This window comes from Paraburkholderia sp. WS6, assembly GCF_030464835.1.
GTDB lineage: Bacteria > Pseudomonadota > Gammaproteobacteria > Burkholderiales > Burkholderiaceae > Paraburkholderia > Paraburkholderia madseniana.
In genome coordinates this window covers 325,292-345,846 of sequence record NZ_JALQCK010000003.1, presented here as the reverse complement: position 1 = coordinate 345,846, position 20,555 = coordinate 325,292, and the positions used below count along the sequence as shown (strand labels likewise).

The 20,555-nt window shown below is 58.4% G+C and carries 17 protein-coding genes; 11 read left to right on the top strand and 6 right to left on the bottom strand.

Annotated features, from left to right (window positions below):
* Window positions 1–227 precede the first annotated feature (227 nt).
* Window positions 228–704 (top strand): Lrp/AsnC family transcriptional regulator, encoded by a 477-nt coding sequence (locus tag M0D64_RS05930; protein WP_172176542.1) that lies wholly within the window; start codon window positions 228–230, stop codon window positions 702–704.
* Between the two features lie 81 nt (window positions 705–785).
* Here M0D64_RS05930 and M0D64_RS05925 read toward each other — a convergent pair whose 3' ends face one another.
* Together M0D64_RS05925 and M0D64_RS05920 are read right to left on the bottom strand one after the other, a co-directional pair.
* Complete coding sequence (locus M0D64_RS05925) at window positions 786–2,183, bottom strand: aspartate aminotransferase family protein (protein WP_266256961.1); 1,398 nt, start codon at window positions 2,181–2,183, stop codon at window positions 786–788.
* A 10-nt stretch (window positions 2,184–2,193) separates the two neighbouring features.
* On the bottom strand, window positions 2,194–3,672 hold the full coding sequence (locus M0D64_RS05920; protein ID WP_266256960.1) for an NAD-dependent succinate-semialdehyde dehydrogenase: 1,479 nt from the start codon (window positions 3,670–3,672) through the stop codon (window positions 2,194–2,196).
* Window positions 3,673–4,066: 394 nt separating this feature from the next.
* On the opposite strand from M0D64_RS05920, the gene M0D64_RS05915 reads away from it, so the two are divergent.
* The 6 genes from M0D64_RS05915 to M0D64_RS05890 all read left to right on the top strand — a co-directional run bounded on the left by M0D64_RS05915 (window position 4,067) and on the right by M0D64_RS05890 (window position 11,773).
* Complete coding sequence (locus M0D64_RS05915; RefSeq protein ID WP_266256959.1) at window positions 4,067–4,303, top strand: hypothetical protein; 237 nt, start codon at window positions 4,067–4,069, stop codon at window positions 4,301–4,303.
* A 100-nt stretch (window positions 4,304–4,403) separates the two neighbouring features.
* Complete coding sequence (locus tag M0D64_RS05910) at window positions 4,404–5,561, top strand: branched-chain amino acid ABC transporter substrate-binding protein (RefSeq protein ID WP_266257008.1); 1,158 nt, start codon at window positions 4,404–4,406, stop codon at window positions 5,559–5,561.
* Between the two features lie 73 nt (window positions 5,562–5,634).
* Window positions 5,635–6,843: an ectoine hydrolase DoeA gene (doeA, locus tag M0D64_RS05905; RefSeq protein WP_266256958.1), complete on the top strand. Its 1,209-nt coding sequence runs from the start codon at window positions 5,635–5,637 to the stop codon at window positions 6,841–6,843.
* A 182-nt stretch (window positions 6,844–7,025) separates the two neighbouring features.
* Window positions 7,026–8,051: a N(2)-acetyl-L-2,4-diaminobutanoate deacetylase DoeB gene (gene doeB, locus M0D64_RS05900; protein ID WP_266256957.1), complete on the top strand. Its 1,026-nt coding sequence runs from the start codon at window positions 7,026–7,028 to the stop codon at window positions 8,049–8,051.
* A gap of 633 nt (window positions 8,052–8,684) precedes the next feature.
* Complete coding sequence (locus M0D64_RS05895; RefSeq protein ID WP_266256956.1) at window positions 8,685–10,016, top strand: hypothetical protein; 1,332 nt, start codon at window positions 8,685–8,687, stop codon at window positions 10,014–10,016.
* Between the two features lie 365 nt (window positions 10,017–10,381).
* Window positions 10,382–11,773, top strand: coding sequence for a DUF3300 domain-containing protein (locus M0D64_RS05890; protein ID WP_266256955.1), 1,392 nt, complete (start codon window positions 10,382–10,384; stop codon window positions 11,771–11,773).
* Between the two features lie 5 nt (window positions 11,774–11,778).
* Here M0D64_RS05890 and M0D64_RS05885 read toward each other — a convergent pair whose 3' ends face one another.
* Window positions 11,779–12,276 carry a class I SAM-dependent methyltransferase gene (locus M0D64_RS05885; protein WP_166618157.1) on the bottom strand — a complete coding sequence of 166 codons (498 nt, stop codon included), beginning with the start codon at window positions 12,274–12,276 and terminating at the stop codon, window positions 11,779–11,781.
* Window positions 12,277–12,803: 527 nt separating this feature from the next.
* Between M0D64_RS05885 and M0D64_RS05880 the strand changes: the two genes are divergently transcribed.
* Window positions 12,804–13,991, top strand: coding sequence for a TIGR03118 family protein (locus tag M0D64_RS05880; RefSeq protein ID WP_266256954.1), 1,188 nt, complete (start codon window positions 12,804–12,806; stop codon window positions 13,989–13,991).
* A 380-nt stretch (window positions 13,992–14,371) separates the two neighbouring features.
* Here M0D64_RS05880 and M0D64_RS05875 read toward each other — a convergent pair whose 3' ends face one another.
* Together M0D64_RS05875 and M0D64_RS05870 are read right to left on the bottom strand one after the other, a co-directional pair.
* Window positions 14,372–14,680: a plastocyanin/azurin family copper-binding protein gene (locus tag M0D64_RS05875; protein ID WP_154559223.1), complete on the bottom strand. Its 309-nt coding sequence runs from the start codon at window positions 14,678–14,680 to the stop codon at window positions 14,372–14,374.
* A 65-nt stretch (window positions 14,681–14,745) separates the two neighbouring features.
* Window positions 14,746–15,462, bottom strand: coding sequence for a metallophosphoesterase (locus M0D64_RS05870; protein WP_266256953.1), 717 nt, complete (start codon window positions 15,460–15,462; stop codon window positions 14,746–14,748).
* A 594-nt stretch (window positions 15,463–16,056) separates the two neighbouring features.
* Between M0D64_RS05870 and M0D64_RS05865 the strand changes: the two genes are divergently transcribed.
* The gene (locus M0D64_RS05865; protein WP_266241462.1) at window positions 16,057–16,560 is read left to right on the top strand and encodes a nuclear transport factor 2 family protein; all 504 of its coding nucleotides are present in this window, start codon (window positions 16,057–16,059) and stop codon (window positions 16,558–16,560) included.
* Window positions 16,561–17,084: 524 nt separating this feature from the next.
* Here M0D64_RS05865 and M0D64_RS05860 read toward each other — a convergent pair.
* The gene (locus M0D64_RS05860) at window positions 17,085–18,098 is read right to left on the bottom strand and encodes an IS110 family transposase (RefSeq protein WP_266256952.1); all 1,014 of its coding nucleotides are present in this window, start codon (window positions 18,096–18,098) and stop codon (window positions 17,085–17,087) included.
* 467 nt (window positions 18,099–18,565) lie between these two features.
* Here M0D64_RS05860 and M0D64_RS05855 point away from each other — a divergent pair, with 467 nt between their 5' ends.
* Window positions 18,566–18,814 (top strand): hypothetical protein, encoded by a 249-nt coding sequence (locus M0D64_RS05855; protein ID WP_171925974.1) that lies wholly within the window; start codon window positions 18,566–18,568, stop codon window positions 18,812–18,814.
* Between the two features lie 1,337 nt (window positions 18,815–20,151).
* Window positions 20,152–20,511 carry a DUF4148 domain-containing protein gene (locus M0D64_RS05850; RefSeq protein ID WP_266241532.1) on the top strand — a complete coding sequence of 120 codons (360 nt, stop codon included), beginning with the start codon at window positions 20,152–20,154 and terminating at the stop codon, window positions 20,509–20,511.
* Window positions 20,512–20,555 lie beyond the last annotated feature (44 nt).

Below are 20,555 nucleotides of genomic sequence, written 5' to 3'. Positions count from 1 at the left end.
CTCAACGTGAACGAGGCGAGTGGCAGCAGGAAACGGGAGCATGTCGCAGTTGCGTTCGACGAGTCCCCACCCTGGGGGGCAGGAGTTGGTCATCTAGTCAACAGACGGTTGCGCCTATCACGATCTCCGCCGCGCAACGTCGAGATTGACCACATCGTGTCGCGTGCTAGATGCTCGAGAGGACTTCCGCTATTCTGTCGGTTGTCTAATAGCCACACGTAATGACCATGGATCTCGACAAAATTGACGCTCGCATTCTTGACCTTGTGCAACGTAACAATCGCCTGACCAGCGACGAGCTTGGAGAAAAGGTCGGATTGTCCGCAACTGGGGTCCAACGTCGACTGAAGCGGTTGCGATCAGAGGGCGTGATTGAAGCAGACATTTCAATCGTTTCACCCAAGGCGATTGGCCGGAACGTGACGATGTTGGTCCTGGTCACCTTGGAGCGGGAGCGGGCGGACATCGTTGACCGCTTCAAGCAGGCGATCTGCAATACTACCGAGGTAATGAGCGGCTTCTACGTTACGGGTGATGCAGACTTTGTTCTACTGGTTACTGCAAACAATATGGAAGACTACGAGCAGTTTACCAGGCGTTTCTTCTACGAGAATACGGATATTAAGTCTTTCAAAACGATGGTTGTTATGGATCGCGTTAAAGCTGGCTTTACTCTGCCGATGCCTTTGGGCGCATCAATTTAGATTGGGTTGGAAAGGAATAGCTCCTAAACATCGCGCGACGTAAAGGAGCTAACTATCGGACTTAAGAGCGGTCAGAGAAACTTAGGAATGCGTCGGCTCTTTGGCCAGTTCGTTCGCAACCTGTGAGACCGCCTGACGAGCAATGCCAACGATTTCGTCGATCTCCGCCTTGGTAATCGTGAGCGGAGGAGCGAAACCCAGGATGTCGCCGTGCGGCATCGCGCGAGCGATCAGCCCGCGGTCTCGAGCGGCTTTCGACACTCGTGCCCCGACCTTCAGTTGCGCGTCAAAGCGTTGCTTGGTCGCTGGGTCAGCAACGAATTCAACCGCTGCCATGAGGCCAACACCACGAACCTCACCGACGATCGGCGAATCGCTGAACGCATCCTCTAGTGCCGTCTGGAAATATTCGCCGACGTTGGCGGCATTTCCGGGGAGGTCCTCACGCTCGACGATGTCGAGGACTGCATTCGCAGCTGCAACGCCAATCGGATGGCCAGAGTACGTGTAGCCATGCGAGAAGGCACCGACCTTCTGTGCACCTGCGTCGAGCACCTCATAGACCTTTTCACCCACGATACATGCCGACAGTGGCGCGTACGCCGACGTGAGCCCCTTCGCGACGGTGATGAGGTCCGGCTCGATCCCGTACTTTTGCGAACCAAACATCGCGCCGGTACGACCGAAGCCTGTGATCACTTCGTCTGCAATCAGCAGGACATCGTATTTCACCAGAACCGGTTGGATCGCTGCCCAGTAGCCTTCCGGTGGGGGCGTGATGCCGCCCGTGCCGAGGACAGGTTCAGCGATGAATGCACCGACAGTTTCCGGGCCTTCACGAAGAATGAGTTCCTCTAGCTCGCGAGCACGACGTGCCGAGAACTCCAGCTCCGTCTCTCCCGGATTTGCACCCCAATAATAGTGCGGTACGCCCGTATGCAAAATGCCCGAGACCGGCAGGTCCATGTAGTCGTGATAGAAGCTCATGCCCGTCATCGAGCCGGACACAACCGAGCACCCGTGGTATCCGCGTTCACGTGCGATGATCTTCTTCTTCTTCGGCAGCCCGCGAAGATTGTTGTAGTACCAGACGAGCTTCGCCTGCGTTTCGTTGGCGTCGGAGCCGGAAAGGCCGTAGAACACCTTGCTCATCTTGCCCGGCGCCATCTTGACGAGGCGGTCAGACAGTTTGGCAAGCTCCTCCGTCGTGTGTGCGGCGTACGTGTGGTAATAGGCGAGCTTGTAGGCTTGCCGCGCAATCGCCTCGGCGACTTCGTCGCGGCCGTAGCCAATGTTGACGCAGTAGAGGCCGGCGAACCCGTCAATGTACTCGCGGCCTTCGGCGTCGCGAATGCGAATACCTTTGCCACCTTCAACGATCGTGGGATCTCCGGCCTCCCCGGCAGCGAAATCGTGAAGCTGCGTGAACGGATGGAGGACCGAATTGCGATCCATTTCCGAAATCTTCTTGATATCCATATCTATCTCCTTAGTCCTTCAAATTGCCGAAGCAGGTGTACTTCTGCTCCATGTAATCACCCATGCCGTAGCGCGATCCTTCCCGCCCAAGGCCCGACTGCTTCCATCCCCCGAACGGAATCGATGCACCCGTGAACTTCGGCGTATTGACGGCCACCATCCCGTACTCCAGTCGATCGGACATACGCATCGCACGATTCAGGTTGCTCGTGTAGACATACGCAGCGAGACCGTATTCGGAATTGTTTGCGCGTTGCAGTACTTCAGCTTCGGTATCAAACGGCAGGATTGCGGCGACCGGACCGAACGTCTCCTCCTTCGCAATATCCATGTCATCTGCGACGTCAGCCAGAACTGTCGGAAGAACGAACTGGTGCCCCAGCGGAGAGGTGCCTCCACCTGCAACGACGCGAGCTCCCGCGCTGACTGCCTGCCCAATCTGGTCGCGACATTTCGCAGACACAGACGGACGAGTCATCGGGCCGATGTCGGAGCTGGGATCCAGACCATGTCCCACCTTCAGCTCTTTGACAGCGGTCGAAAACTTCTCGACGAACTGCTCGTAGATGGATCGCTGGACGTAGATTCTGTTTGCCGCAAGACAATCCTGGCCGGACGTCGAAAACTTCGCGTCAATACAGCCCTCGACCGCGAGCTCGAGAGACGCGTCATCAAATACGATGAAAGGTGCATGACCGCCCAATTCCATCGAGACCTTCTTGACCGTCTCTGCCGACTGGCGCAGCAGGATTCGACCCACTGTGGTCGAACCGGTGAAGCTGAAGGAGCGGACCTCTGTAGCTTCAAGAAGACGTTTGGACATCTCGGCCGCGTCGCCGTTGATGACCTGAAACACACCCGCCGGCATACCTGCTTCGTCAGCCAGTTTTGCGATGGCCAGCGCGCATAGCGGCGTTTCCGGCGCGGGCTTGATGATCATTGGGCAACCCGCTGCGAGCGCAGCGCCGGCCTTGCGCGTAATCATCGCGATCGGAAAATTCCAGGGCGTAACCGCCGCCGTCACTCCGATTGGGTGCCAGGTGACAGTCAGCCGGCTACCCGCCAGGTGGCTCGGAATAGTCTCACCATAGGCACGCTCACCTTCGGCTGCAAACCAGTCGAGAAAATTCGCGGCGTACTCGATCTCCCCGCGCGATTCCTTGATGGGCTTGCCTTGCTCCGACGTCATGATTACGGAGAGGTCTTGGGAGTTGCTCCGCAGCAATGCAGCCCACCTTCGAAGAATCGCGCCACGTGCGGTCGGAACAAGTTCGCGCCAGCCTTCAAACGCAGCTCGCGCGGCATCGACCGCGGCATCAACGGCGTGCGCGGAAAGCATGTCCACTTGGGCAATCACCTCGCTGGTTGCGGGATCGATGACACTTATCTTCTCCTTGCCGGCTTTCCACGAACCGTTCACGTAGGACCGGTGTTCCAACAGGTCCGCGCGGCTCAGCGAAGCCAGTGCATTTCTTGCTAACTCTTTCACGACGTGTCCTTATAAGCTCGTCAAACGACGTATACATGGTAGCGTCGGTGCCTCGCTGAAAAAGCGCACTTGAATTGATTGTGACGTCGAATTCCGGCGATGTTCCTCTCGCTACGCAGCTTTTCAACGCCGCGTGACATTGAGGGCGTATTCCCGTCGAGGCGACTGGCCGCTACACGCCCGACCGCACGAGCTACGGCTCTTGGCCCGGCGCACAACATCTCCGGGTAGTCAAACAACCGACGATTCACTGCCAGTTGAAGGTCCGCACAAATTGTGCGCGACGAAGAAAAAAACGCAGATTCTCTGCGTGATGCAGCGACCAAACGCCGTATTGCGCTTTTATTGCCGGCGGAAACTCTCTTCATTCCGAATGAACTCGAGGAGAGGAGGCATGAAACCTGGCTCACGTCGCGAAGCCGTTCAGATCGGACATCCCGCTGCCGACAGTGCTTCGCAACGCAACGCGACGACGGAGTCCACTGACCATTCCGATTTCAGTAATCACGCGTACGTTCGAACGGAAGGGAAACAGCTATTTGGCGCTTCAGCAAAGGCGCATTTAATTGGATGGCATACGGCCTTCTATGGTGAAGAGCGTGTGACGGATGGTTCCTCGACTTACCCGTAATCTCGAAAGATTCACGACGAACGGCGTGGTTGCGCCTTTTTCTTTACATACGCTTATAACGCTACATCTTGATTTATCTCACGTTCAATAACAGGTGGTGATCATGCGCAAAATTGAATCCCTTTCGTATATTGCGGCACTCTCGTCGCTTTCATGTGCTTTCGCGGTCGTCTACTCGGCACCGGCGGTCGCAGATGAGACAGTGGTGATCGGCCATGTTGCTCCCCTCACCGGCCCTGTCGCACAGTTGGGTAAAGACAACGAGAATGGTGCAAGGCTCGCGGTCGAAGAGATCAACGCAAAAGGCCTCGTGATTGGTGGTCAGAAGGTCGTCCTGCAATTGGACGGCGAAGACGACGGCGCAGACCCGAGGACGGCTACCCAGGTCGCACAGAAGCTCGTTGACGAGAAAGTGGTGGCCGTCGTTGGTCACATGGAGTCGGGCACTTCGATTCCGGCATCGAAAATTTATAGCGACGCGGGAATTACGATGATCACACCATCGGCGACCAACCCGACTCTCACGCGACAGGGTTTCAAAAACGTCTTCCGCCTGGTTGCCACTGACGCGCAACAAGGTCCTGCGCTGGCAAACTATGCAAGCGAGAAACTGAAGATCAAAACCGTTGCGATCGTTGACGATGCTACGGCATACGGCCAAGGCTTGGCGGATGAGTTCGCAAAGGCGGCAAAAAACCTGGGTATCCAAGTCCTGTCGCGAGACACCACGAACGATAAAGCTGTCGATTTTCACGCCATTTTGACGAAAATCAAGAGTGAAAGACCTGACGCAATCATGTATGGCGGTCTGGACGCAACCGGGGGGCCCTTCACCAAACAGTCCGCACAACTCGGCTTGCAGGCGAAGATTCTTTCTGGTGATGGCGTATGCTCTGACAGATTGGAGGCGCTGGCGGGAAGCGCGGTTGATCGCGTAGTGTGCTCTCAGCCCGGAGCGTCCCCGGAGAAGATGCCGGGAGGCGCCGCGTTCAAGGCCAAATATCAAAAGCGTTTTGGGCATGCGATGGAAATCTATGCGCCGTTCACTTACGACGCTGTGTATATCGTGGTAGATGCGATGCGTCGTGTGAATTCGACAGATCCAGCAAAGATTCTGACTGCGACGCCGGCCACCGACTATCGCGGCGTTACTGGTGAAACCAGATTTGATGAGAAAGGGGATCTTCGGAACGGTGTGATCTCGATCTTTGACTATCAAAACGGGAAGAAGACGTTCGTCGACCAAGTGACGATGTAAGCGGTTCCGTCCGGGAGCAACTGATCGAGTCGAGCTTCCGGATGTTTGTCTCTCAAGTTATGAGGTATTGTCAATGAGCGAAATCTCAGGTGACGCCGGATTTCCAAAGCTTCGAAAGTTTTTCGATCGCGCGGAATATTTGGTTCGCTTAGAAAAAGTACGTGCCGAGATGGTCGCGAGAGGCATGGATTTGCTGATCGTGTCGGACCCCGCCAATATCGGTTGGATGTCGGGGTACGATGGCTATTCGTTTTACAACCATCAATGTGTGGTTGTTTCGATGGATAACGAACCCGTCTGGTTCGGACGCGGCATCGATCTCAACGGTGCCAAAGCGACCACTTACATGACCGATTCCGCATTGTTCGCGTACCCGGAGGAGTATGTCCAGCGTGACTTGCATCCGATGGAGTATCTTGCTCGCGAAGTGATTGCGGGTCGTCACTGGGAAGGTTTGGCTGTCGGGGTGGAAATGGACAGCTTCTACTTTTCTGCGGCGTCGCTTACGACACTGCAGAAGCATTTGCCGAAGAACTCATGGGTGGATGCGACAGGGCTCGTTAACCGTCAACGCGCCGTGAAGTCGGAGACCGAACTGCGCTATATGCGGATCGGGGGGCGCATCCTGGAGAAGATGTACGCTCGAATCCTCGATTTGATCGAGCCGGGTATGCGGAAGAACGATCTGGTTGCTGAAATTTTCGCAACTGCGATTCGGGGTGTGGATGATTTCGGTGGGGATTATCCGTCGATTGTGCCTCTGGTTCCGACCGGAATTGAGGCTGCTACTCCTCATTTGACGTGGGACGATTCGAAGTTCCAGCGCGGTGCGGGTACCTTCTTCGAAATTGCAGGGGTTTATAGAAGATACCACTGCCCGTTGTCGAGAACGGTATATATCGGTCAGCCTCCGCAGAAATTCCTGAATGCCGAAAAAGCGGTTATTGAAGGAATTGAGGCTGGGCTTGAAGCTGCCAAGCCGGGAAACACGTGCGAGGATATTGCAACGGCCTTCTTTTCTGTCATGAATCGGCACGGCATTCAGAAAGGTGGTCGCGTGGGCTATCCGATCGGAATGAGCTATCCCCCAGACTGGGGCGAGCGTACTACGAGCCTGCGCGTCGGGGATAAAACAGTGCTGGAGCCGGGCATGACTTTCCACTTCATGCCTGGCCTGTGGTTCGAGGACTGGGGACTGGAGATTACCGAGAGCATCGTTATTACAACGACAGGTTCATCATGTCTGTGCGATGTTCCGCGGAAGCTCTTTGTCAAAAACTGACTTGTTCTAACTTGATGCGTGTTTCGGGAGAAGTGGATGAGGGCATTGCTACTCAACTTCTCCGGAGCACTGTGAGTTAGTTGTTGTGCGAAACGGTGACGACCGGGGCGCCGGTGATGTCCAATCAAGCTGTCCTGAGCTACCGTACGGCGCCACACGAACTTATATCAAGGAATGCCCCGATGCTGGCTTCACCAATAGCCCCCACTGTCGATTTCGACGCCGATGGCGAGCAACATGGGTTCTTGAAACTGCCGTACTCACGGGACGATTCTGCGTGGGGTGCGGTCATGATTCCGGTTGCGGTCGTGAAACGTGGTGAGGGACCAACTGTCTTGCTTACGGGCGGCAACCACGGGGACGAATACGAAGGCCCCGTTGCGTTGTCGAAGCTTGCAGGCGAGCTTCGCGCACATGACGTGTGTGGACGGGTCATTATCATTCCGTTCATGAACTATCCGGCGTTTCAGGCCGGTACGCGCACTTCGCCGATTGACGCGGGCAACCTGAACCGCAGCTTCCCTGGCAGGCCCGACGGCACCGTGACGGAGAAAATCGCTGACTACTTCCAGCGGTGCCTGCTCCCGCTTGCGGATTACGTGCTCGACATTCACGCTGGCGGTCGCACACTTGATTTCGTGCCATTTGCTGCAATCCACGTGCTCGACGACAAGGCTCAGCAGGCGCGCTGCGAGGCCGCGATGCGAGCATTCGGTGCCCCGTACTCGATGCGGCTTCTCGAACTCGACAGCGTCGGAATGTTTGACACGGCAGTCGAGGAGGCTGGCAAGGTGTTCGTATCGACGGAACTCGGCGGCGGCGGTGCGTCAACGGCGAAAAGCGTCGCTATTGCTGACCGGGGCGTGCGTGGCTTCTTGCGGTACGCCGGCATCCTGGAGGGTGATGGGCAACCGGGTACCGAGCGGCGCACGACGACACTCCTCGATATGCCGGACGGATCCTGCTACACCACCAGCAACCACGGCGGATTGCTGGAGATGTGCCGCGATCTGGGCGAAACGGTTACGTGCGGCGATGTCCTGGCACGCATCTACGACACGAGTCGCACCGGCGTGCCGGTGGTCGAATACAGAGCACGGCGAGACGGGATTGTCGTAGCCCGACACTTTCCTGGGTTGGTGAAAGTCGGCGACACGATCGCGGTTGTTGCAATAGTCGTCGAGCGCGATGTAGTAGTGGCCGGCTGAGTTGTTCTCTGAGACGCGCGATTGCTGCTATCGCGGCTATGGGCTCGCGTCGGCCCATTCAACCTGTAACCTCTTCTGTAAAACAATCCCGATGTCTCAACTTGCACCGATTGACCTGGGTGGAATATATGGCTCTGGTGCAAATAGGCAGTTTTGACGAGATTTCTAGTATGAGCAGGATACCTTACCCGAACCGCTGCCGATCAATTCTATTCGTTGATGACATAAGGATTCCTTGTCATCGCGGAACTTTCTTGCCGTGGCGACCTGATCGCGAAACAACCGACAAACGTCTATCTCCAGTGACCCGAACGAGAAGGCGCACCCTCGGTGCTACGACTTGTCGACCTTCAAGTCACCAGGACGTCTCAGATTTACCGATTCACCGGCTCGTTCAGCACATCCATAGGCGATAGAAGACGGGGAGCAGCAATGTTGCGACAAGTTTTCTATCATGAGCCAGTGCGCTATGAAAACGTTGCTACCCACGCGGTCGACAGATCGGACCATCGGACGGGCGACCCGATGCGGTGTTGGCAGGTTTTTCATGCCTAACCTCAATGTTGGCGACTAGACGACGCGGATGATCGTAATGGCCGGAGCCGGTCCGCCATGCATGGCAAGGGAGTCGAGATGTCTCACGAACTCTACATCCAGGCTCTTAGCGCGATGTTCCTGTTCTGGAATGGGGCGCGCATCCTGACGTACCTTCCGACCATCGGAAAACTCCTCGCGAGGGAAGCAGACGTGCGCAGCCACAGTCTGCTCAGTTGGGCGAGCTGGGCTCTCAGCAATGGCACGTTCGCACTTATGCTCCTCGAAATGAGCCGGGGAATTCCGAATGGAATGTTCTGGATGAATCTGGCCAACACGCTGATGTGCGTGATCGTTTCGCTCATCATCCTCTTCAGGAGGTTCCCTCGGCTGCACACAAGTGTGAGCAAAGTCTATCGACAGATCAGACGAAATGAATCGAAGGCCGGCGCCGTGCCCGGACGGCCGGGGTTGCTGCATCTGGGTGCAGGAAGCCCGGCTGTGTACGCCAATCTTGCAGTTGATCCAGTACCGGCCGCACCGCCTACGCGTTTCGGACGCACCGGGTTTTGGGTTGCGTCGGCAAGCGCATTGGCCGTCGGCGTCGTGGGTGCCGTCACCTATGATGTCTGGCCCAACCATGATCAGAGCGCCCACGTCGAATCGAAGACGAGCACACAGCAGGTGCTCGGGATAACCCGACCGGCATCGGCAACGCAACAAGTGTCTTCGTCCGGTCCGGTCAAGCCATCAACCGCAACTCCTGCTCGCGCAACCGCAATCGCCCGTACCGCACTCGCCCCGCCTACGCCTTCCACTTCGTTCGAACGCCGCGCGGCACCTTCCCGGGCTTCTGCTGCACCGCGGCCAGCTACAGGGCGGCCTGGCAAAGCGGGCAACGGCGTGCCCCAAAATCGTGGGAATTGGGCGTCGCACTTTATGGCAAGCGTGCGGCAGGCGCTCGGCATCACCCGATCGACACCGCCAAGGCGACAGACGTCTTCGACCGGTCGTGGCGCGCCATCATCGTCGGCTTCTTCTCGCGGAACCGCCGTTTCCCGTGCTGAGATCGCCCGGCACGTACCTTCCGTTCCGTTCGATCGCGGCGCTGTGCCTTCCCGGGATTTCGCTGCACCGCAGTTTGCTACGGGGCGGCCCGGTCGTGCGGGCGATTTCGCCACGCAGGATCGCCTCCGTTCGGCGCAGTACGTTCCAGTATATGAAGCGCCGCCAACCGTCGTCTTTGAAGCGGCTCCCGTCGTATACGAGCGCCCCCCAGTCGTGTATCAGGAGCCTCCCATCGTGTACGCGCAAGTGCCCGTTGCCTACGGCCACGGATATGAGGCCGAGTACAGGGACCGCCGGCAATGGCACGACAATGGCTGGCACAAGGGCTGGAAACATCATCAGCATGAGGAGGACGGCGATTAATGCCTGCCACCCAGCAAACTGCCTCCGCATACCCTGGCTGGTCCCTTCAACTGGTCGTAGCTAGGCGCGCATCTCTCGTTTCGGCACCCGGCGCGCAGGGCGCCGCAGGCCGGGCGTCACTCGCGATTCGGTCCGACCTCGAGCTTTCGACGTTGCGCGCCGCGCATCCCAACATCCCAATGTAATCGCCGTGACGATGGCGCAATCCCCGCGTTGGAACCCGATCGCCCGCGCAGCGCTGGAGGCGGCGCTGGAATTTGCCACCCGTCCCGATCGTTCTCTCCGTGGAGCTGTAACGGCGGTAACGATTTCGATCGGCCAGCAGCCCCGCGTTCGCGAATTTGCACGTTCGAACGGAGTCAAAAGTGCAACAGACCAGCGATGTCTGGTTCGAGGGCGATCCGCAGCCGATCTGCGTGGATCGCACCTTGCGAGGAGGTAAGATGAATTCGACCATGTTCCGGATTCTCGCCGGGACGCTGGCAAGCCTGATCCTCGGAGCGTCATCGGGCGTGCATGGTGAGGGCGAGGTCCAGCCGGCGCCGCAGGCCGTCGCGCCGTTGACGGCAGAGAAGCTCGATCAAATGCTCGCGCCGATCGCGCTCTATCCTGATCCGCTGGTCGCCCAGATCCTGATGGCGGCGACCTATCCACTGGAAGTCGTCGAAGCCGATCGCTGGGTTCAGCAGCCGGGCAACTCGGCGCTCCAGGGCGGGCAGTTGACTGACGCGCTCGAGCAGCAGCCCTGGGATCCGAGTGTGAAGTCGCTCGTGCCATTTCCGCAGGTGCTGAAAATGCTCGATGACAACCTCGAGTGGACCGAGCGCATTGGCGACGCCTTTCTGGCCAGCCAGCCGGTGGTCATGGATTCGATCCAGCGCCTTCGCCAGCGTGCGCAGGCGGCAGGCACGCTGCAGTCGATACCGGAGGAGGCGGTCAACCAGGTCGGGCAGGACATCACGATCCAGCCCGCCAGCGCGGACACCGTCTACGTTCCGGTCTACAACCCGACGGTTGCCTATGGCGCCTGGCCTTATCCCGCTTATCCGCCCGACTATTTCCCAAATGACTTCTACGACGCGGTGCCCGGTCCGTTCGGCTTCGGCTGGGTGAGCGTAGCCATAGTCGTCCCGCTGTGGGGTTGGGAGCATTGTGACTGGCATCGGCACCACATCGACCTCGACCGCGACCGCTTCGCCGACCTGGACCGCCACCATAGGCCGTCGGGAGTCGAGTGGACGCACGATCCGTGGCATCGGCGCGGCGTTCCGTACCGCGACCCGGTCGTGCAGAGCCGGTTTGCGTCGAACGCCGCGTCGCCGGATGCGCGCCCGGCCTCGCGCGGAAATCCGGCAGCGTTGGCCGTTCCTTCATCGCGCACCGTGCCGGCCGTCGCGGGGATGCCGGGGAGCGCGCATCCGCAGGCGGCTCCGGTGCCTGCGCCGCAGGGTCCTCATGCGCAGACGCCTCAGGTATGGACGGCGCCCCGCGCACAGGTACCTCACCCACCGCAGGTGCCCCACGTACAGGCGCCTCAAGTACAGCGGGCGCCTCCAGCGCAGATGCCGCACCCGATGCCGCGGCCAACCGCTGTGGTGATGCTACACGTCGCGCCAGGCTTCGTACCGTCCGGTCGCGGCCTTGGCATGCAGGCGCCAGCCATGCCCGGACGCGTCAGCGGCATGCCAGCGCCCGTATTCCGTCCTGCGGGCGGGGTGGCGCGGCCGGCGACGTCGGACGGCGCCAGGACACGCTGAAGAGATCAGGCCGACGCGCCAAGCTCCGCCGCGTCGCTACCTTGCCAGTTGGTCTTGCTGCTCAGATGCCAGACGTTCGCTGGTGGCGCATTCAGCCAGACTGTTTTGATGCGGTGCCAACACAACCCTACGGGGGCCGTAAACGGGACTCTCGGTTGATACGTGAACTGCACAAGACGTCGAGCCCGGTCCGCGTAAAGGAGTTCAGCGAATGCGGCAACCGTGGGTTCGACGACATCAGACGAAAGCGAACGAAACGGCAGTCCGGACACAATAATAGTTTTCGCTGGCAGGTCTTGAAGGACCGAAGCGTTCGCATGGAATGCGCCGCCGACCACATGCGCCTGTGGAAATCGCCCTCTCAGTTCGGTGGCCAATTGATCTCCGAGTTCGAATACGATCAGCCGCGCTGACGGGTGCCGACGCACGAGAGAGTCCGTCACAACTCCGGTGCCGGCCCCCACCTCGACGATCGCCTCGAAAGCCTCAACGCCGTCAGCCATGGCATCGGCGAGACAACGCGACGAGGGAGCCACTGCGCCTACGGTTGCAGGGCCTCTTAACCATTGCTTGAAAAAATTTAGGCTCATGCGAGGAAAGAACACGACGGCGGACGGTCTACAAATGTACCCCAGTCGTGATGCAATTGCGGAAACCGCCTCAAGAATATCAGGTAGTAGTTGACGCGAAACCGACTGAATCGTTACGAATTTGCCATGAGTACCTTTTTCGCGGATGAAGGACCCGTGCTCGCCGGTGCAGGCGAACCTGCGCTAGCAGAACGTAAGTGGGCTTCGAAATATTCCGCCCGATGTCGCGTGGGAAGCCGCTTTCTGGCTCGCCGTGCTTCCGCAGCCCATCGTGATCTTGTTGAACCAGCCGCTGTCAACTCTGTCGCGCCATACGACCGGGTGGCAAGTGGAATTTTTTTGAGGTACAGCGGGAATATTTGAAGGACAGCGGTCGTTTAGCCTCCTCTGGCGCCTACTCGCGGAGCAATTTCTCAACAGTCAGACTAAGGAGGGTAGTCATGTCACAGGTTTCTTGGGGCCTCAAAGCGGCGGCCGTGATCGTCCTCGCCGCCGGTTTCACAATCGGGCATGCCGCTGACGATGATGCTTACGTCGTCACACCACTCGTGTCCAACCTGGCAGGCGCTGCCCCGAAGGTCGACGGGGTACTACAGAACGCCTGGGGTATTGCCTTTAGTCCGGCAGCAAGTCCATTCTGGATCAACGACAATGCCACAGGCTGCTCCACGCTGTATGACGGCGAGGGGACAAAGGTGGCGCTGCAGGTCTCCATCCCGCTGCCAGGCAATGTCATACCGACCAGCGCCTGTCATCCCGTCTTTCCCAACAATCCATCGAATCCCACGCCTGCGGCGCCGACCGGAATCGTGTGGAATCCCTCATCGGCGTTTCTCGTGCCAGGTACCTCGATCCAGGCCGCATTCATCTTCGCGACCGAGGATGGCACGATTTCCGCTTGGGCCGGTGGGTTGAATCCGCCGACCAACGCCGTGATCGCGGCCGATAACTCGTCCTTTCCGTCCGCCGCCAGCGGGGCCGTCTACAAGGGTCTCGTCTTCGGCGTAAACGCAAAAGGAGGTTTCCTGTTCGCCACGAACTTCCGCTCGGGTCGGATCGACGTATTCGGGCCGAACGGTACGAACGGCTTGTTCACGTCCGTGACGACGGACGGCGGCTTCACCGACCCGGACATCCCGGCCGGCTACGCGCCGTTTGGTATCGCGAACATCGATGGCGACCTTTTTGTCACCTATGCGCAGCAGAACGATCAGAAGCACGACGATGTTGCAGGCAGAGGTCATGGATTCGTCGATGTATTCGATACAGACGGCCACCTGCTGCACCGCTTCTCCAGCCGGGGGGCGCTCAATTCGCCTTGGGGCATCACGCGCGCATCGTTTGCATTCGGCCGCTTCAGCGGCAAGATCCTGATTGGCAACTTCGGCGACGGCCGAATCAATGTCTTCAACGATGACGGCACGTTCGTGGATCAGTTGGAGAATCCGTTCGGCAATCCAGTGGCTATCGACGGGCTGTGGTCTCTGACACTCGGTGGCGGCCGCAACTCGAGCTCGGACACGCTGTACTTCTCGGCAGGTCCTAACAAAGAGACCAATGGACTGTTCGGTACCATAGCTCCATTGAGCGTCTCCAAGTCGCGAGGATCCGATCAGCACAGGCAATAGCCGGCAGTCGCGCGTGGCTCCCTGCGCAGCTTCCTGGCGATCGACACGCAGTTGTTCGAATGCAGGTCTACGCCACAATAGTTCATGTCGACCTCCGTCGGGTCAGAGTGCGTTTCGCAAACTGACTTTAACCCCGTCGCTTCACCGCGACGAGGAGGCCGGCTGGCACTGTCACGTTGCTGAGATGGTCGAGTTAGATCGCGTGATGAAGAATGAAGAATCGCTTTAAATTTAACGTGACAGCGCCACGGCCGAAGCTGCATTATCCGCACAACAAGCGGCACGACGGCATCGTAGTGATTGATTTCGCGGTCGACGCGCTGTACGTCAATGCTCCAGATATGCATGGCGTTACTCGGCTCAGACCACAGTAGTTCGAGTCATTGAACCGTGATCGTTTCCTTCATGTCGGGGTGGTCCCCACAATAGACCTTGTAGATCCCGGGCTTGTCGAACTTGTACGAAAACGTGTCGTCTTGATCGAGGTCATACGAATGAAAGAGGCCCACGTCAAAGGCGCCTACGTCGTGGACTATCGTGTGCGGCTCCGCATCGAGATTCATCCACGTGATCGTCGTGCCGGCCTTGATCGTGTCGGACGAGGGCGAAAACATCAAATTCTTTATCGTCACGAGAGAGTCGCTCGCGCTTTGTGCGGACGCCGTGACTGTAGCTCCGGACGCTACCAGGCAGAACACGACCGCAAATACGGATTTCGGTAACGAATGATTTTTCACAATGATCTCCTCGAAGCTTATGCAGTTGCTGAATCGTGAAGCGGGGCGACACCGGGATGGCCGGCGAACGAGACGGTCGTCACGCCAAGCATTCTTGGCGACTGGTCGCGCGCAACCGTCAGCGGTACCGGGCCTGGGCCATTCCCGGCGGTAGGTTGAGGAAAGGCAGTGGAGCGAGCCGTATGGAAGGTGATGTTGCCTCTGCCATGGAGAGATGCATGACGTTGACGATTGATGAAATGAACACCGTCACGGTCGAAGCTGTAATAGCCTCTGTTATCCGAGGCCTTGCCAAAGCGGCAGAAATATTCCGCGCTGGAATCATCCGTTGCGTCGTGATCGCCCGGGACGGTATGAAGTTCCGGGACCGTTAATTCGAACAGGAGTTGGGATGCGAGGTCGAACTCCTGAGCTTTCGAGAGGCGGGTGATATCGCCTGTATGAATGGCCAGAGCAGGTTTCGTGGGCATGCTCTTGACGAGATCGATGGTCTGCTTGAGTGCTCCCGACACATCAGGGTTGGCTTCATTGTTGAACCCGATGTGTGTGTCGCTGATCTGCAGGAACAACGGTTTGCCTATGTCCACGGACTGTCCGTTCTTTTCCTGCGCTATGGCCAGGTCGATGGGCGTGAGCACGCCGCCGGAAAGCGTGAACAGCGTTCCGAGTCCGCCATAGGCAATGCACCTCAAGGCCCTGCGACGTGAAGGATCGGATGGGTTCGGTGACGACATGAGATTCTCGCAAGCGAATCAGCAAGCTGAGCGGCCGGATCGCCTGGGAAGAAACCGGCGCCTTCAGTAGGGAGTACCTGCCCGATTGGAGATTTATTCCCACTGCCTGAGTTCGCCAGGCTTGTGAAGTCGCAGAATGTCTGCGGGCTTCGCGGTGTCGGGAGACCGTAGCCGGGTGTCGATTGGCTACAAGCCGCCAATGCGGAAAGCTGACGAGGCGACAGTAAAAGAGGAACTGGTCTGAAAAAGGGGATATTTGCGGCGCAGCAGCGTGGGGCGGCCTGACGGCGTGAACGATGGACACCGTCAGTGCAGGAACGCGCCCTCTACGTATCGAACGGATTCCGAATCGACACGATGTAGCAAGGTAGTTAAGAATGTGCGCATCGAGACGGCTGGAGAGGAGAGGTTGTCACACATTCCCTATCCTTAATGGTTGCGGCCGGCGCAGATGGTATGGCGACGCGGTTGCAATGCAGCAAGCGATTCGGCGCGGGAGCGCCGATGCGCCGGCAAGATCCGTCTCGTCGCCGCCACCTGCGGATGCTAAAGTCCTTGCAGCCGCCGGCTTTCAACGAAAAGAATGGGACCGTCATGCCAAACAGAACCTCCTTGCTCCAGCGCGCGGCAGCCACTGCTGCTTTCTTTGTGCTGATCGCAAGCCATGTGGCCCGCGCCGAAGATAGCGTCGCGCCGGTTCATCCGGCCGCTCGCGATATTGCCCAGGAAGAGCGCAACCGCGCGCTAGTCGTGAACTTCTACGATGCGGTGTTCAACAGGCACGATCTCAGGACTGCTAGCACCGTGCTCGCACCGAATTACATTCAGCACAATCCGCATGTGCCAACCGGGTCCGCGCCGTTCATCAGCTTCTTTACCGAATACTTCAAGCATGCCCCCGATGCCCGTTCGGCCATCGTGCGCAGTGCGACCGACGGCGATCTCGTCTTTCTGCATGTTCACTCGACCAGCAACCCGCAAGACCGCGGCAACGCCATCGTGGATATCTTCCGCGTCGAGCATGGCAAGGTCGCCGAGCACTGGGATGTGATTCAACCCGTGCCCGAGCAGTCGGCCAACGACAACACGATGTTCTAGTCGATCCGGCGAAACACGCTGTCTGCCGCGGGCCTCTCCTCGCGCCAGACAGCGCACCGCGGTTTAGTCGAGGCTGCCGAACACCGCTGTCAATCGAACTAAAGATGCAACCATTGAAAGGCCGGAGTAAAGGGATATATCTATCCCCTCAAGGGTCAGGCCTTGCAGCGTTGTAGAATCGTTTTAGCCATCCTGGTGATGCGAAGCTTGATGACGCGTCCGGTTTCTCATCGTCTGGCTACGGAACTGATCCGCACCAGTCACCCATCGGGATCAAGGCGAGTGCCGGTGTTCTGGCCGTCGCCCCTGGCTCATTCGAGCTCCAGAAAATCGTCGGTGCCAGACCAATGTCCAAAGGAGTACACATCAATTCCATGGTTGCCCGCGTGCGGGCACCAGACTGCTGTCGGCTCATGGCCTGGGCGTCTCAGGGTTCGCTGCATCGGGATGGCCGGGGGTCGGGCTCAATCAACTCAATGGTTTGACGCCAACAACTTTACCGGGCTCTCGGCCCCCCGCCAAACTTAGCTAAAGCATCGTTTAACCTCGAAGGGTTTGCCGTCACGCATCATGTAATAGGCCGCTCGCGCCAGCTTGTGCGCGAGTGCCTTCATCGCGACAACCGGCAAGCGCTTTGCCTTCTTGCGTTCATAAAATCGTCTTGCCTGCGGGCAGCAACGCAGCGCCACTGCGGCGGCTTCGATGAACGCCCAGGCCAAATACTTGTTGCCGTTCTTGACGTTGCCTTCGCCCTTTTTCTTGCCGTTCGAGATCCGCTTGCTGTCAACGCATCGGCAATAGGAACTGAAATGGCCGACGTCGGCAAACCGCGTGATGGTACCGGTCTCAAGCATGATCGTGGCAGCGAGCACGTTGCCGATGCCGGGCGTGCTCTTCAGGGTCTCGAATTCGGGACGTAGCCGTGCCTCCTGATGCAGGATTGTCTCAAGCGCAGTAATTTCGCTGCGCACCGTGCGCAGCACCGCCATGTTGGCCATCATCGCGCGCTCGACATGCGGCGGTAGCGCAAGTGCGTGTACCGCTGCATCGTCCATTCGCTGGATGTGTTCGCCGTTCATCCGCAGGTTGATCTGTCTGGCCAGCAGGCTCTCAATACTCAGGATGTGCAGCGTTCGTTGCTGCACAAGTTGCAACCGCTTGCGGGCGAGATCGCGCAACGCGCGTTCCTGTGGGGGGTAGATATAGCCTTCAGGTAGCAGTCCAAGACGGAAGATGTGAGCCAGGAACACCGCGTCACGTTCATCGCCGGCATACTTCAGGCCTTCGTACTGCTTGATCGCTGCGGTATTGGCCAGATGGACGGCGAAGCCGGCAGCCATCAGTCCGTCAACGAGCCAGTACCAGTTGAACGTCGCCTCCACCACCACTCCCTCTAGCTCAGCCTGATAAGGCGCGAGCGCTGCCAAAATCAGTCTGAGATCATTGGTCAGCCGCTTGCAGTACAGCACCCGATCCTGGTCGTCGATCACGGCGACCACGGCGTTGTTCGAGTGCAGATCAATTCCGCTAAACTTCATTTCAGCCTCCTGAACGGGTCGGTTGAGCGTTGCATCCCAACTCTAGACCCTGGCCGCCCCCTTCTCTGGGCGACCAGGAGGCCTTTCAATGATTATCAACCCCCTCGGTGGCCGAAAGCCACACCAATCAACGAACTGGTCGCATTGGCTCAATTGATCGCACTTCGGTTCCCCTTGATCTCACTGTTGCACTTGAAACGACGCACCTTTATTCCCGCCATTCGACTGTCCGTCCAACGGGAAGCCGCATCCGGACCGGTTTGGCTCTGATCAAGAAAACTCGCAAAAACTCGGGCAAGTTGCACAGGCGCGCTCGAAATCGCGGCATGCCGCCACGTTCGATGCTCGGGAATAAAGCGGACGCTGGCGTGGTTAGCTTAGTGTACGCAGCACGATCCGCAGGTCGCAGGGTTCCGCTACCGATAGCTGATCGTCGTGAGCTGCGGCAGAAATGGAAGGAGGCGAACATGAACATCGCCGAGAAGTCCCTGCGGTTCCTGGTAGAAAAATGGCTTACGCCGACACCGACGACGCGGCTCCGCGTAATTCAATTCGGCCGTACTGGTTGCGAGAGGAGACGCTATGTGCGCGTCGAGGCCTTGGCCCCAAGCGGTTCGCATGCGATTTTCTTCTTTCGGCACGATGACGGCTGCTGGTGTGTATTTCCGCCTGCGATTGCACGGCCGGCATTGACGGGTCGTCGGCTTGCAGCGTAGCGGAGCTGCGGTGCCGATCATCAGCAAGCTCGGTACGCCGACGTTCGGTGGCGAGCATGCCCGCGTCGGCCCGTGCCGTGCAGGTGAGGGCGGTGCGTAGGCGTGGACCGTGTCCTTCAAACGCTTCGGTTTGCGGTCCTGCCGCCGCAGTGCCGCAGGTTCGGTCGTCGTTCGTCATGCGTCCCTCGATGTTTTTCTGGTGGCACTGTGATGGCGGTAAGAATCACTGGGTACTTCAACTCGCGGTAGATCTAACCGTAGGACCATCGCCAGAGCGGCGATATTCGCATTCATTTTCTTCAGTTCGAAGCTGGAATAAATTTCGAGCGACTTCGGTATAGGCTGGGAGAGCATGCCAGCGATCGAGCAGACGGTCCGCCTGCAAATTCGCGGTGCATGAACGAAATGCGCCGATCCGGCGCGTGGTTGGAGACAGGAGAGCACCGCGATGCTCGAGAGCAGGTCCACCCGCACAGCGATACGCAAAGGCGACTCCGTATTCAAGCCAAACACACGTCCACCGCCATTTAATACCGGTGACATGATTCCGCAAAGCGAAGTGCCTGAACACATTAGTATCGATCGCGGCCCGCTAATGCCAAACCGAACTTCATAAACGTAGTTAGACGGGCTCCGTAAAGTCGATGAACAGCGTTCTGACGGGCGCCACGTCGGATTCGCCGCAACATGTAAGTCATTCGAAACCCAAGTTGTTCGTCGCGCCGATGCGCTCCCTGTCCAGTACTCGTGTATGCCTGAGGTCGATGATGAAATCGCTGCTGAGTCACCATGAGATCGCCATTCTGTTTCTACTGCTCGATGCGCCCAACCAGGTCGCACCTGGTGATCCAGATGCAATCGCTCTTCAAGAAGCGAGGCTCGTCGAAATTGTACCTACGGCTTTCGACGATGGCAGATTTCGGGTAACGCCAGCTGGGGCGGAACTACTCCGTCGTCTTCGCATGACAGCGGATTGAAGTACAAATTGGTTCGAGCCGCAATCGGCGACCGCGCACGGGTCGTAGCCGCCGATCGTCGCGGTGATAGCGAGTGCTGGTTCCCAGCGAGAGGGCGTGCGTCGCTACCGGCCTCCGCGTCCTTACGGGCTTTGCGCACCGTCGTTTATTGCACTGAAAACGAGTGACCCCCGATTTCAGCGGCCTCGAGTTGCTAATCGGGAATAAAACGGACTTTGTCGTGGTTTAACCAGTACACGCCGGACGGTTGACAAGGATCAAGGAGATCCATGCAACTCGTGCGACGGGACGTTCCAAAAGTGGAAACTTGCCGTACTGTATTTTGGAATACTAAGTAAACTGTGAATTGGAGCCGCCATGATGAAAGCACTCATTCCCGCCGTCGTTCTCGCTTCGGCTTTGGCCGCGCCGGTCGTATCGTTCGCCCAGCAATCGAACGCGCCTGTGACGCGTGCGCAAGTGCGCGCCGAGCTTGTCCAGCTCGAAAAGGCAGGCTACAACCCGGCTAATGCCGACGATACCGACTATCCGGCCGACATCCAGGCCGCAGAGGCTCGCGTGGCGGCACAAAATGCGAAAAATGCGACCGCACAGGTCCCCGTAGCTGACACCAGTGGACTGGGTGGAGTGGTCAGCGGTTCGTCGGCATCCGGTGCCCCCGCAGCCGCCCGCCCCGCAGCCCATGATGGCACGAAGCCGATTTACTTCGGCACCCATTAAACAGTCAGGTGGGACGAGCCGCTGGCGCCCCATCCGGTCGCCGA